This is a genomic window from Salinisphaera orenii subsp. halophila YIM 95161 (assembly GCF_003732545.1).
Classification (GTDB): Bacteria; Pseudomonadota; Gammaproteobacteria; order Nevskiales; family Salinisphaeraceae; genus Salinisphaera; species Salinisphaera orenii_A.
Genome location: NZ_AYKF01000072.1, coordinates 14,310 through 26,921, shown reverse-complemented (window position 1 = coordinate 26,921; position 12,612 = coordinate 14,310). Strand labels below are relative to the sequence as shown.

Sequence of the window (12,612 nt, the reverse complement as noted above, 5' to 3'; positions counted from 1 at the left end):
ACCCGCGCTGCACCAACGAAAAAGCCGCCCGTTCCCGAGCGGCTGGGGCACAGGATAGCCTATTCAGCTATCCGAGTCGCTGCCGGTCTTGCCCGATCCGCGCGCGGACGAGGTTTCCGACGTCCCCGAGCCCCTGCGCTTGCCGGCGCTCGAGCCGCCGGACCTGCCGCTGCCCGAAGAAGACGCCTTGGTCCCGGATCGGCCTGTCGAGCTGCCCGACCCGGATTTCTTCGTGCCCGACGTCTTCTTGGCGCCTCCGCTGCTGGCAGAGGCCGCGCGATTGGTCGTCGACTTCGTCGTGCCGCCGGACTTGCCTGTCGTGCTCGACTTGGCGGTCGAACGGCCGTTCGTCGCCGACTTCTTGGCGCTGCTCGCTCGTTTCGTCCGGGTCGAGCTCTTGGACCTGGCCGTACTGGCGGTCTTGCCACCGCCCGTCCCGCCGCCGCTCTTTCCGGCCGACTTCGAGCCGCTCGCCTTCGAGCCGCTCGCCTTCGACTGTTTCGAAGTGCTCCCCGAACTGCGGCCCGACGTGCTGCGGCGTTTGGCGGTCGTGGAGGTCGACGAGGCCGGGCGTGGGGAGGCCGCCTCGGCCTTGCGGGCGGTGGTGTCGGCCGCGGCCGCAACCGTGTCGGCCGTTTCCGCGGCGACGTCCTTGGCCCGGTCGCGTGCCTCGCGTGTGGCCGCCCGGGTCTCGGCTTCGACGTCCCCGGCCCGGCGCTCGGCCTCGTCGCGGGCCTTGCCGGCCGCGGTGCGCGCCGCGGCCTCGGTCTGTTCGCCCGCATCCGTCATCGCGGCCTCGCTGCCGTCCAGGTTCTGCCGGATCTCGACGCTGATCTGGCGCCGGGTCTGATCGAGGATCGTCAGGCTCTCGCGGGCGTTGTCGAGGATGCGGTCGACCGTCTGCTGCAGCAGTTCGAGCTGGCTGGCCGCGAGATCGCGCGGCGAGCCGCCCCGGCGCAGCTGCTTGAGATTCTCGAGCGCTTCTTCATAGTGCGTTCGTATGGCGGCGAGTTCGTGCTCGGCGAGCTGTTCGATGCCGTCGTACACCGCGCGGTTGGCGGACGCGAAGGCGCCGGTGTAATTGCGGCGGAGCTTGTCGATGTCCTTGCGGATCCGGGTGATGCGATTGTCCGATTTCGTCATGGGATTCACGCGGTGCGGAAACAGTGGGGTTAGAAAACCATGCACGCCGAGGGCTGTCAAAACACGGTGTGTGTGAAAACGGCCTTCGCGCGCTGCGCTGCATCATTTTCGCCGAGCGCCCGTGCCGCGGGCCTTTGCCGCGTTGTTCGGGCCTGCACAGTACGCTACCGTACTGTGCGCCGAGTTTACTGCCCCGGCCGTCGTGGCCGGGCGCATCATTCAATGTCAGTGGAGTTCGTCCATGCTTTATGAGGGATCCAGGCTGTCGGTCGAAGTGACCGACGGGATAGCCGTGCTGTGCTTCGATGCACGGGACGGATCGGTCAACAAGTTCGACCAGGCCACCATCGACGATCTCAACGCCGCTGCGAAAGCGCTGGCCGAGGCGAGCGATGTGAAGGGCCTGCTGGTCAAGTCCGCCAAGCCGGCGTTCATCGTCGGCGCCGACATCATGGAATTCGGCGAGCGCTTCAAGGCGCCCGAAGACGAGATGAAGCGGTGGATGGCCGATGCCAACCGCATGTTCTCCACCATCGAGGATCTCGATTTTCCGAGTGTGACCGCGATCAACGGCATGGCGCTCGGCGGTGGCCTCGAAATGTGCCTGGCCACCGATTACCGCGTGATGGGCGAGAAGGCCCAGATCGGTTTCCCCGAGACGCAGCTGGGCATCTATCCCGGCTTCGGCGGCACCGTGCGCGCGCCGCGCCTGATCGGGGCGGACAACGCCATCGAGTGGATCGCCGACGGCAAGCCGCGTCGCGCCGACAAGGCGTTCGCAGTAGGCATGGTCGATGCGGTCGTGGCCGAAGACGAACTCGAGGCGGCCGCACGCGATCTGCTTGATCGCGCCATCGCCGGGGAGTTCGACTGGAAGGCGCGCAAGGCCGAGAAGACGGCGCCGCTCAAGCTCAACCAGACCGAAGCGGCGATGACCTTCGAGACGTCGAAGGGCTATGTGCTCGGCCAGACCAAGGGCCAGTACCCGGCGCCGATCGAGGCCATCGAGCGCATGGCCAAGGCCGCCGGCATGGGACGTGACGCGGCCATCGCCGAGGAGACCGAAGGCTTCATCAAGTTGGCCAAGACCTCCGAGGCGCGTGCGCTGATCCAGATCTTCCTCAACGATCAGCTGATCAAGAAGAAGGGCAAGAAGTACGGCAAGATCGCCCACACCATCGAGCAGGCGGCCGTGCTCGGCGCCGGCATCATGGGCGGCGGTATCGCCTACCAGTCGGCCTCCAAGGGCGTGCCCATCCTGATGAAGGACATCAAGGACGAGGCCATCGAGCAGGGGCTGGACGAAGCCTCCAAGCACTTCGCCAAGGGCGTCGAGCGCGGCAAGCTGGACGCGCGCAAGATGGCCGAAGGGCTGTCGCGCATCCGCCCGACGTTGAACTACGGCGACTTCGGCAACGTCGACGCCGTGATCGAGGCCGTGGTCGAGAATCCCAAGGTCAAGAAGGCGGTCCTCGCCGAGACCGAAGAGGCGGTGTCCGAGGACACGATCCTGGCCTCGAACACCTCCAGCATCTCGATCGATACGCTGGCCGCGGATCTCAAGCGCCCGCAGAATTTTCTCGGCATGCACTTCTTCAACCCCGTGCACAAGATGCCGCTGGTGGAAGTGATCAAGGGCGAGAAGAGCTCCGAAGAGGCGATCGCCACCATCGTCGATTACGCCCATCGGTTGGGCAAGACACCGATCGTGGTCAACGACTGCCCCGGCTTTCTGGTCAACCGGATCCTGTTCCCGTATTTCTTCGGATTCCAGCAGCTGATCACCGACGGCGCCGACTTCGCCAAGATCGACAAGGTCATGGAGAAGTTCGGCTGGCCGATGGGCCCGGCCTATCTGTCGGACGTGGTCGGCATGGACACCTCGCAGCACGTGGAGGAAGTGCTCGCCGAGGGCTATCCCGACCGCATGTCGACCGAAGGCAAGTCCTCGCTGGATGTGATGGTTGAGAACGACCGTCTCGGTCAGAAGTCCGGTGCCGGCTACTACAAGTACGAAAAGGACAAGAAAGGCCGTCCCAACAAGACGCAGGACGACAAGGCCTACGAGCTCGTGGCCACGGTCCAGAAGGACGGCCAGAAGGACTTCGACGGCGACGAGATCGTCGACCGCATGATGATCCCGATGATCATCGAAGCGGCGCGCGCGCTCGAGGAAGGCATCGCCGAAACGCCCAACGAGGTCGACATGGGCCTGATCATGGGTCTGGGCTTTCCACCGTTCCGCGGCGGCGCGCTCAAGTACGCCGATGCGCAGGGGCTGGCCACGGTCTGCGACAAGGCCGACCGGTACAGCCATCTCGGCACGCTCTATGAGCCCACCGCGCGCATGCGCGACATGGCCGCCAACGGCGAAACCTACTACGCACAGTAAGGCGATCGGTGCGAATGGCCGGCCGGCGCGCGACCGCGCGGGCCGGCGACCACCGATCGGCTCACCGATCTTTCGGAGAACATCATGCAAGCCAACGACAATAACGAAGTCGTGATAGTTGACGCGGTACGTACCGCCATGGGCCGCTCGAAGGGCGGCATGTTTCGTAACACCCGCGCCGAAGAGTTGTCCGCGGCCCTGATGAGAGCGCTGCTGGAGCGCAATGCCGCGATCGACCCCGAGACCATCGAGGACGTGATCTGGGGCTGCGTGCAGCAGACCAAGGAACAGGGGCTCAACATCGGCCGCAACGCCGCGCTGATCGCCGGCCTGCCGCATGCGGTCGCCGGCCAGACCGTGAACCGCCTGTGCGGCTCGTCCATGCAGTCGATCCATACCGCGGTCGGCCAGATCGCGGCCGGTATCGACGGCGTCTTCATCTGCGGCGGCGTCGAGCACATGGGCCACGTGCCGATGGACTACAACGTGGATATCGCCCCGCAGCTGTCGAAATACGTCGCCAAGCCCGCGGCGATGATGGGCCTCACCGCCGAGATGCTGTCGAACATCCACGGCATCGATCGTGAAGCCCAGGACAAGTTCGCGCTGGCCTCGCATCAGCGCGCGCACCGCGCCAACGTCGACGGCGAGTTCGCCGAGGAGATCGTGCCCGTCAAGGGCCACGACGCGAAGGGCCATGCCCGCATGTGCGACTTCGACGAAGTCGTGCGCGGCGACGCGAGCATGGAAGGCCTCGGCGCGCTGCGTCCGGCCTTCAACCCGCGCGGTGGCACGGTCACGGCCGGCAATTCGTCGGCCATCTCCGACGGCGCGGCCGCCGTGCTCGTCATGTCCGCCGACAAGGCCAAGGCGCTGGGCCTTGAGCCGATGGCCCGCATTCGCGGCATGGCCGTGGCCGGCTGCGATCCGTCGGTGATGGGGCGCGGCCCCGTGCCGGCGAGCAAGAAAGCACTCGAACGAGCAGGCGTAAGTCTCTCGGATATCGACTATATCGAGCTCAACGAGGCCTTTGCCGCCCAGAGCCTCGCCGTGCTCAGGGAGCTGGGCATCGAGGACCGCCAGGACTCGATCAACATCCGCGGCGGCGCGATCGCACTGGGCCATCCGCTGGGCACCTCGGGGGCGCGCATCACCGGCGCGCTGACGCACATCCTCGAGGACAAGGACGCCACGCTCGGCCTGGCGACCATGTGCATCGGCATGGGACAGGGCATCGCCACGGTGATCGAACGCGTCGACTGAGCGCTCGCCGCTCGCTCGCGAGTCGTTCCGGGGCCGGCCTGTCGCCGGCCCCGCTTTGTCTTGCGGGACAATCGATTGCCCGCGGTAAACGCTGACAGCAGGCGGTGACGCGGTTACTATCGCGGCATGCGATGCGTTGTCCGACTCGGTTGGTTTCTGTCTTTGCTGTTGCTGATGGCGGCGCCGGCCGCCGTTGCACAGAACGTGGCGCCGGCCGTCTCGCCGCCCGAGGGCGCCGAAATCGTGGGCGAGTCCCGGGAAGCGTTCGCCACCTACCCGTTGATCACCGATCGTATCGTTCAACGCGGCGGTATTCAGGGCAATATATCGGCGACACGCACGGTCGAGGGCGCGCTCGCGCGCCGTACCTATCGGCTGGCCGAGGCCGCGGATGCGGAATCGATCGCCGAGGGCTACGCGACGCGTCTCGCCCGCGCCGGTTTCGACACGCTCTACGCGTGCGAAGCCGAGGCCTGCGGGCCGATGTTCGAGCGCGCCTCGCCGGGCGCCCGCGCCGCCGCCGATCTCTTTTCTCGCCGTAGCGGGTCGTACTATCGCGCGGTCCGGCGCTCAGCCGGTGGCGGCGACGTCTATGCGGCCGTCCAGGTGACGCCGATCGGCAACGGCGTCGTCGCCGTTCAGCTGGATACGCTGCAGGTGCAGGCCCGTGAGATCGGCGCCATCTCGGTCAACGCCGCCGAGATGGCCGATGAGTTGGACACCAAGGGCCGGGTGGCGCTCTACGGCATCTTCTTCAATACCGACAGTGCGCAGATCAAGTCCGAGTCTCAGTCCACGCTCGGCGAGATCGCCAAACTCATGGCGGAACAGCCGGATCGGCGTCTGCTCGTGGTCGGCCACACCGACAGCCGCGGCGGTTTCGATTACAACATCGATCTGTCCAAGCGGCGGGCCGAGGCGGTCGTGGAGGCCTTGACCGCCCGCTACGGGGTCGATCCGGATCGGCTCAAGCCGTGGGGCGTGGGCTACACCGCGCCGCGGGCGAGTAACGAAAGCGATATAGGGCAGGCCAAGAATCGCCGCGTGGAGCTGGTCGCCTGGTAGGCCGCGACGTCGCGTCGCCGGGCCGTGTCAGCGCGCGTCGGGGCGATTCGTTCGAATAGTCCGCGCCGCACGGGTGATGCACCCTTGCCCGTGTCGGCCGCTCGCGGAAGGGACCTTGTACACCGGAACCGCTTGCGCCGGCAGTTCTGTGCCCGGACAAACAGGTCGCGTCGCGCCCGGCCATCCGGCTAGCGCAATGAGAATACCACCGGCACGATCAGCTCGAGCCGGTTGCGCCGCATGCGCTGCGGCATGCTCGGCAACGGCTGGGCCTGACGCAGCATCTGCTCTGCGGCGGCGTCGAGCACGGCTGAACCCGAACTGCGCTCGATGTGGTGGCTGATCACCTGGCCATCCTGGTCCACGACGATATAGAGCCGTACCGTCCCCTCGATGTCGTCGTTGCGCGCCTGTTGTGGATACTGCTTGTGGCGCGACAGCCAGGCGCGCAGCCGCACGATATAGTCGTCCGTCGCCTGGTCGCTCGTCCCGCCGGCTCCGTTGCCGGGTGTTTCGTCCGTTCGCGCCGCCGGCGTATCCAGCTCCGGCGTATGCGCGGTCACGCGCTCGCTCGGAGACACGGATTCGAGGCTGTCGCCGGGGCCGATCTCGACCGGTGCCGCCTGTGACGGTTCCGCGGCGGTCGCCGGGGCGATCTCCGCCGCCTCGGCGATGGCCGGGCCCTGCGATTGCGCGGGTTCGATCGCGTCCGCCAGCACGGGCGCCGGCTGGGCTTCGGCCGCGGGCGCCGGCGTCGGCGCGCTGTCCTCGACGGCCGGCACCTCCGCAGCCGACGGTGCAGGAGCGGGAGCCGCGGCACTGGCCGGCTCGGGCGCCTCGACTGGCTGGCTGGGCGTCGTCGGTGCCGGAGGCGGACCGGCGTCAAGCTCCTCGAGCGACACCATCACGCCCCGCGGCGTCTCGGCAGGCCTGTCGTTGGCCGTGTCGCCGAGCCAGAGTCCGGCCAGCAGGAGCAGATGCGCGACCACGGCGGCCGCGATCGCGAGCAGCCATTGCCGGGAGGAGATGCCCATCAGCGCTGCGGTGCAACCGTGATCAGGCGCAGTCGCTCCGCCCCCGCGTCATGCAGACGGCGCATGATCGCCACGACGCGTGTCGCATCGCCGGCGCCGTCGGCACGCAGACGAATCGGCATCCCGGGCCGCGCCTCGAGTCTGGCGCGCACGGCCTCCACCAGGGCGTCGAGGGTGACCGTCTCGCCGTCGAGGGCGAGGCGGCCGTCGGCGGCCAGTTGAATCTCCAGGCCGTCCGCGCGCGCGTTCGTCTCGCTCTGGGAGGCTGGCGGATCGATGTCGAACGGCTCGGGTGTGACCAGCCGGCCGGCCAGCATGAAGAAGATGAGCAGCAGGAACACGACGTTGGTCAGCGGCAGGATCGCTTCGTCGTTGCTGGCCCGGCGGCGGTTGCGGGGAAAGTGCATGGATCAGCCTCCGCCGCCGCCGCTCGCGCCCTGGTCCATCAGCGAGAGGTTGCGGACCCCCGCGTTCGACAGCCGATCCAGAACCCGCACCGTGGCCTGCAGATCCACCCCGGCCGCCGGCTGGACCAGAACACGCCGGTCGGGCTGACGGGCGAGCTGGCCGCGGATGCGTGCCGCGAGGTCGTCGAGCGAGAGATAGCGACCGGCAAAACGCACGCCGTCGACGCGCACCTCGATCAGCAGCGCGCCCTCGATCGACGGTGCGCCCCCGCCCGCGGCGGGCGTATCGAGTGTGATCGAGCGCAGGTCGACAAAGCTCGAAGCCAGCATGAAGAACAGCAGCAGGATGAACACCACATCAATCAGTGGCGTCAGGCTGACGAGCGAGCGGCGCCGGCGGGCGCTGCCGTGGTCGCTAAATGAACGGGGTGCTGTGGTCCGACTCGTCGTCATCGTTGCCCAGCGCCGCGCTCGGCGAGCGCGAGAGATCGACCGTGAATACGCGAGTGACCACGCTGTCCATTTCGTGCGCAGCGCGGTCGATGGTGCGCTCCAGCCAGTTCAGGGCGACGATGACGGGCATGGCGACCGCCAGACCGACCGCGGTGGTCAGCAGGGCCTGCCAGATGCCGCCCGACAGCAAAGCCGGGTTCACCTGGCTGCCGGCGGTCTCCAGATCGCGAAACGCCTCGATCATGCCGAGCACGGTGCCGAACAGGCCGAGCAGGGGCGCGAGCGCGGCGATGACCTCGAGCGGGCGCAGATGGCTGCGCAGCGACTCGAGCATGTCGCCGCCGTACTGGAGGATCTCCTCGCGCAGTATCGGTTCCGGTGCGTTCTGGCGGCTGCGCAGTTGAATCGCGCGGGCCAGTACGCGGGCCGCGGGGTTGGGCGAGCGTCGCGCCATGGTTACGGCGCCGGCCGCATTGCCGGAGCGATAGACGCCGAGCGCGCTGCGCGCGGTGCGCCGATCGTTGATGCGCACGCGGCGAAACTGCAGCAGCTTGGCCACCACGATCGTCAGCGCCAGGATCGACATGGCGATCAGGATGAGCACCACCGGGCCGCCGAGCGCCAGCGTGCGGTTGAGGCCCGAGAACAGCCCGCCGAGCGTTTCCAGTAGGCCGCTCATCGCGGCGATCCCGGCGACGTGGACTCGGTCGCATGGTGCGGGCCTGGGGGAATCGGCGGGCGCGACATGACGGGCCTACTTGATGAAGGGGACCGAGCCCCGCTGCGACACCGACAGCAACGACAGGCAGTCGTCGCGGCCGCCGGTATCGGTGCGGCACTCGATCACGTTGTTGAGCAGCAGCTGACCGATGTCGTCGCAGGCCAGGTCCTGAATGTCGAAGACCTTGAGGCCGGTCTTGGTCGGCGGCATCGGCGCGATCTGAACGGCCAACCGGCGAGCGACAATGCCGTCGTTGTCGAACATGACGACATCCAGCGACACGCTTTCGAAACGCGACTCCGTGAGGTTCTGCGTCACGAGGTAGGCGCGACAGGCGCCATCGACCGGCTCGAGCTTGTTGAGCTCGACCTCGATGCCGCCCGCCGACCGCGCCGCGCGGACGCCGCCGCTCGGCTCATCGTCCGGCGGTGACGCCTCGTCGCTGTCCCGCGACATCGAGGTGGGGTCGGACGCCGCGGCGGCACGCGCATCCTGGTCCGGACTCGAATCGCTGTCGGTCTGGGCCATGGCGCTTGCGGCCAGAAACAGTCCGAGCGCCGCGACCGTTGCGCGTGTCAGCATAGTGTGTCCCGTGTCTGCGGCATCGCGGCCCCCCGCAGCCCGGCGCGGCCGGGCGTGAGTCGCTGGAAATTCTTTCTATAGTTATGCCTACAGTATTGCGGCCCCTGCCATGTCGCGCAAGCGCCGCGCCTTTTCTGCGGTCGACAGCGTCCGGTGCGGGGGCGAGAATCGCGCCGAGCGTCGGTCCCTACAATGTTGCTGGAGTCTCCGAATGAGCGTTTTTGCGTCCATGGCCGCGCCCGGCCACGAGCAGGTCTGCCACTATTTCGATGCCGATACCGGCCTGCGGGCGATCGTGGCGGTCCACTCCACGGCGCGCGGGCCCGGCGTCGGCGGCGTGCGCATCCGCGCCTACGATGACGAGGAGGCGGCGCTGGCCGACGTGCTGCGGCTCTCGGAGGCGATGAGCTACAAGGCCGCCTGTGCCGGGCTGCACTGCGGTGGCGCCAAGGCGGTCGTGATGGCGCCGTTTCCGGCGGATCGGACCGCCGGCATGCACGCGCTGGCGCGGACGGTGGAGAGCCTGGGCGGGCGCTACGTGGCCACCGAGGACATGGGCATGGGCGAATCCGATATCGCGCTGCTCAACGAGGTGACCCGGCACGCGGTCGGCCGGAGTCTGACGGCCGGCGGTTCCGGCGATCCGTCGCCGTATACGGCCGACGGCGTGATCGCGGGCATGCGCGCGGCATTGCGCGCGGCCGGACGCGAGCCGGCGTTCGACGGTCTGAGAGTGGCGGTGCAGGGTGCCGGCAGCGTCGGCCTCGCGGTGATCGAACGGCTGCTCGCGGCGGGCGCGAGCGTTGTCGCCTCCGACATCGCCGCCGAGCCCTGCGAGCGGGCGAGCGCGGCGGGGGCCACGATCGTGGACAACGAGGCGATCCTGCGCGAGCCGGTCGACATCCTCGCTCCCTGCGGTGTCGGCGGCGTGCTTAACGTCGACACCATACCGTCGCTTGCGTGCCCGATCGTGGCCGGCGCCGCCAACAATCAGCTCGCCACCGACAGCGACGGCCGGCGTCTGGCCGAGCGCGGCATCGTCTACGCGCCCGATTTCGTCATCAATGCGGGCGGTCTGATCAACGTCAGCGACGAGCTGGATCCGGACGGCTACAGCGTCGAGCGAGTCCGCTTTCGTGTCGCCGGGATCGAGAGCACGCTCAACACGATCTTCGCCGAGGCCGCTGCACACGGCGAGACGCCGGCGGCCACGGCGTTGCGGATTGCGCGCGAGCGCATCGCCGCGGGGCGGTAGATGTCCACGGATCCGCCGCCCCGGGGTGACACGCCCCCGGGGCGGGCGCCGAACGCGGCCTTCAGGCCGCGGTGTCCCAGTCCGGGGCGAACGAGGGATCGATGATGCGGCCATCGGCGGTGTGCAGGCCGGCGATCTCGCGCATCTGCTCTTCGGTGAGCTCGAAGTCGAAGACCTCGAAGTTGTTCTCGATATGCGCCGGCCGGGTTGAGCGTGGGATCGCGACGACGTCATCGTGCTGGAGCAGCCAGCGCAGGGCGACTTGGCCGCCGTTCTTGCCGTGCGCCCGACCGATCCGCTCCAGCGTCGGCTCGCGGAAGACGCGGCCCTGCGCCAGCGGGCAATAGGCGGTCAGTGCCATGCCGTGGTGGGCCAGCCGGTCCAGCACCGGGCGCTGATCGAGAAAGGGATGGTACTCGACCTGATCGGTGACCAGCGGCGCGCTCGAATGGGTCACGGCCGCGTCGATCAGCGGCGTGGTGAAGTTGCTCACGCCGATGTGCCGGGCCAGACCCTGGGCGCGGACGTCGTTGAGCGCGGCGATGGTCTCGTCGAGCGCGACGTCCGGATTGGGCCAGTGCAGCAGCAGCAGGTCGACGTAATCGGTGTCGAGTCGGGCCAGGCTTTCGCGCACCGAGGCCTGCAGGTCGCCGTCGTTGAAGCGATCGGTCCAGACCTTGGTGGTCAGGAAGAGGTCGCCGCGTTCGACGCCGCCGGCCTTGAGACCGCGGCCGACCGCTTCCTCGTTGTTGTACATCTGGGCGGTGTCGATATGGCGATAACCGGCCCCGAGTGCGTGCGCGACCATCGCTTCGGCGTCGGCCGGGGCGAGTTCGAAGGTGTCGAAACCGAGCGCCGGAATCGTCGCGCCGTTGGCGTTGACGTACTGCATCGTCTGCTCCTGTGAGGACACGGTGTTTTAGGTAAGGTCTGTTACTGGCGATTCAACGATTCAACGATTCGTCGATGCGGTCCGGATGACCGTCGACACGGAGACACCATGGCGGTAGCGGGACGCATGGCGACGGCGCTGAAACTGGAGCCGGGCGAGCTCACGCCCGTAGTCTGGTCGTTCGCGTATTTCTTCTTTCTGCTGTCCGGCTATTACGTGTTGCGACCGGTGCGCGATGAAATGGGGATTCAGGGCGGCGTGGACGCGCTGGCGTGGGTCTTCACCGGCACCTTCGTGCTCATGCTGGCGGTGGTGCCGGCCTTCGGCTGGGCGGTCGGACGTTTCTCGCGCCGGGGGCTGGTGATCGCGAGCTACGGCTTCTTCATCGTCAATCTACTGGTCTTCTTCGCGCTGCTGCGGGCCGGCGTGGCGCCGGAGTGGACCGCGCGGGCGTTCTTCATCTGGGTCAGCGTGTTCAATCTGTTCGTCATCTCGCTGTTCTGGAGCGTGATGAACGACGTGTTCTCGCAGACGCAGGCCCTGCGGCTGTTCGGCCTGATCGCCGCCGGCGGCAGCCTCGGGGCGATCGTCGGGCCGGGGCTGACCGCGGTGCTGGCCGAGCGCGTCGGCCCGACCAACCTGCTGCCGCTTTCGGCGGTGCTGCTGGGCGCGGCCGTGGTCTGTGCGCTGGTGATCATGCACTGGGCCGGAACCGGCGGCGTGCGCGCCCGTGCCGATCGCGTGCGCGAGAGCGTCTGGGCGGGAGCGACCCACGTCGCGCGGTCGCCGTATCTCCTGGGCATCTGCGGCTTCATCGTCCTGTATTCGACGCTGTCCACGTTCCTTTATTTCGAGCAGGCGCGAATCGTGGAGGACGCCTTCGCCGACAGCGGTCAGCGCACCCAGGTGTTCGCGGTGATGGATCTGATCACCAACGCGCTCACACTCGGGCTGCAGTTCTTCGCCACCGCGCGCCTGGTCGCCTGGCTGGGCCTGCCGGTGGCGCTCGCGCTGATTCCGCTGGCCGTGGCCGCGGGTTTCGGCATGCTGGGGCTCGCGCCGACACTGGCGGTGCTCGTCGTGTTTCAGGTGGTGCGGCGCGCGGGCAACTACGCGATCACCAAGCCGGCGCGCGAGATGCTGTTCTCCGTGGTCAGCCCCGAGGACAAGTACAAGGCCAAGAACTTCATCGACACAGTGGTCTATCGCGGCGGCGACGCGGCGTCCGGCTGGCTGTTCACCGGCCTCTCGGCGATCGGGCTCGGACTGTCCGCACTGGCCTTCACGGCCGTGCCGCTGGCCGGGCTCTGGGCCGTGCTCGGACTCGCACTCGGCCGCGCCCGCCGGCGCCGCGAGGACGGGCTGGGTGAGAACACGGCGGACTGAAGCCAACACCCTGCGGAGG

Annotated in this window: 12 protein-coding genes; 5 read left to right on the top strand and 7 right to left on the bottom strand. The window is 68.1% G+C overall.

Annotated elements, in window-relative coordinates; genetic code table 11:
* Window positions 1-63: 63 nt before the first annotated feature.
* Window positions 64-1,143 (bottom strand): phasin family protein, encoded by a 1,080-nt coding sequence (locus SAHL_RS07055; RefSeq protein WP_123590703.1) that lies wholly within the window; start codon window positions 1,141-1,143, stop codon window positions 64-66.
* Between the two features lie 241 nt (window positions 1,144-1,384).
* Here SAHL_RS07055 and fadB point away from each other — a divergent pair, with 241 nt between their 5' ends.
* The 3 genes from fadB to SAHL_RS07040 all read left to right on the top strand — a co-directional run bounded on the left by fadB (window position 1,385) and on the right by SAHL_RS07040 (window position 5,863).
* The gene (fadB, locus tag SAHL_RS07050) at window positions 1,385-3,535 is read left to right on the top strand and encodes a fatty acid oxidation complex subunit alpha FadB (protein WP_123590702.1); all 2,151 of its coding nucleotides are present in this window, start codon (window positions 1,385-1,387) and stop codon (window positions 3,533-3,535) included.
* Window positions 3,536-3,619: 84 nt separating this feature from the next.
* Window positions 3,620-4,798: an acetyl-CoA C-acyltransferase FadA gene (gene fadA / locus SAHL_RS07045; protein WP_123590701.1), complete on the top strand. Its 1,179-nt coding sequence runs from the start codon at window positions 3,620-3,622 to the stop codon at window positions 4,796-4,798.
* Window positions 4,799-4,960: 162 nt separating this feature from the next.
* Window positions 4,961-5,863, top strand: coding sequence for an OmpA family protein (locus SAHL_RS07040; RefSeq protein WP_123590700.1), 903 nt, complete (start codon window positions 4,961-4,963; stop codon window positions 5,861-5,863).
* Window positions 5,864-6,051: 188 nt separating this feature from the next.
* Here the strand turns inward: SAHL_RS07040 and SAHL_RS07035 are convergent, their stop codons facing one another.
* From SAHL_RS07035 to SAHL_RS07015, 5 genes are all read right to left on the bottom strand, one after another.
* A complete protein-coding gene (locus tag SAHL_RS07035) occupies window positions 6,052-6,897 on the bottom strand; it encodes an energy transducer TonB (RefSeq protein WP_123590699.1) in 846 nt (281 codons plus the stop codon).
* On the bottom strand, window positions 6,897-7,304 hold the full coding sequence (locus SAHL_RS07030) for an ExbD/TolR family protein (protein ID WP_123590698.1): 408 nt from the start codon (window positions 7,302-7,304) through the stop codon (window positions 6,897-6,899). Before SAHL_RS07030 ends, SAHL_RS07035 begins: the two co-directional genes overlap by 1 nt.
* Window positions 7,305-7,307: 3 nt before the next feature.
* Entirely contained in the window at window positions 7,308-7,757 is a 450-nt protein-coding gene (locus SAHL_RS07025; protein ID WP_123590697.1) for an ExbD/TolR family protein, read from the bottom strand.
* Window positions 7,720-8,436: a MotA/TolQ/ExbB proton channel family protein gene (locus SAHL_RS07020; RefSeq protein ID WP_123590696.1), complete on the bottom strand. Its 717-nt coding sequence runs from the start codon at window positions 8,434-8,436 to the stop codon at window positions 7,720-7,722. The genes SAHL_RS07025 and SAHL_RS07020 overlap by 38 nt, the downstream gene beginning before the upstream one ends.
* Window positions 8,437-8,511: 75 nt before the next feature.
* Window positions 8,512-9,060 carry a hypothetical protein gene (locus SAHL_RS07015; RefSeq protein WP_123590695.1) on the bottom strand — a complete coding sequence of 183 codons (549 nt, stop codon included), beginning with the start codon at window positions 9,058-9,060 and terminating at the stop codon, window positions 8,512-8,514.
* A gap of 211 nt (window positions 9,061-9,271) precedes the next feature.
* Between SAHL_RS07015 and SAHL_RS07010 the strand changes: the two genes are divergently transcribed.
* Window positions 9,272-10,315 carry a Glu/Leu/Phe/Val dehydrogenase family protein gene (locus SAHL_RS07010; protein WP_123590694.1) on the top strand — a complete coding sequence of 348 codons (1,044 nt, stop codon included), beginning with the start codon at window positions 9,272-9,274 and terminating at the stop codon, window positions 10,313-10,315.
* A 61-nt stretch (window positions 10,316-10,376) separates the two neighbouring features.
* On the opposite strand, the gene SAHL_RS07005 is transcribed toward SAHL_RS07010, so the two are convergent.
* Window positions 10,377-11,207, bottom strand: coding sequence for an aldo/keto reductase (locus SAHL_RS07005; RefSeq protein ID WP_123590726.1), 831 nt, complete (start codon window positions 11,205-11,207; stop codon window positions 10,377-10,379).
* A gap of 108 nt (window positions 11,208-11,315) precedes the next feature.
* On the opposite strand from SAHL_RS07005, the gene SAHL_RS07000 reads away from it, so the two are divergent.
* Window positions 11,316-12,593 carry an NTP/NDP exchange transporter gene (locus SAHL_RS07000; RefSeq protein WP_123590693.1) on the top strand — a complete coding sequence of 426 codons (1,278 nt, stop codon included), beginning with the start codon at window positions 11,316-11,318 and terminating at the stop codon, window positions 12,591-12,593.
* The last annotated feature ends 19 nt before the right edge of the window (window positions 12,594-12,612 follow it).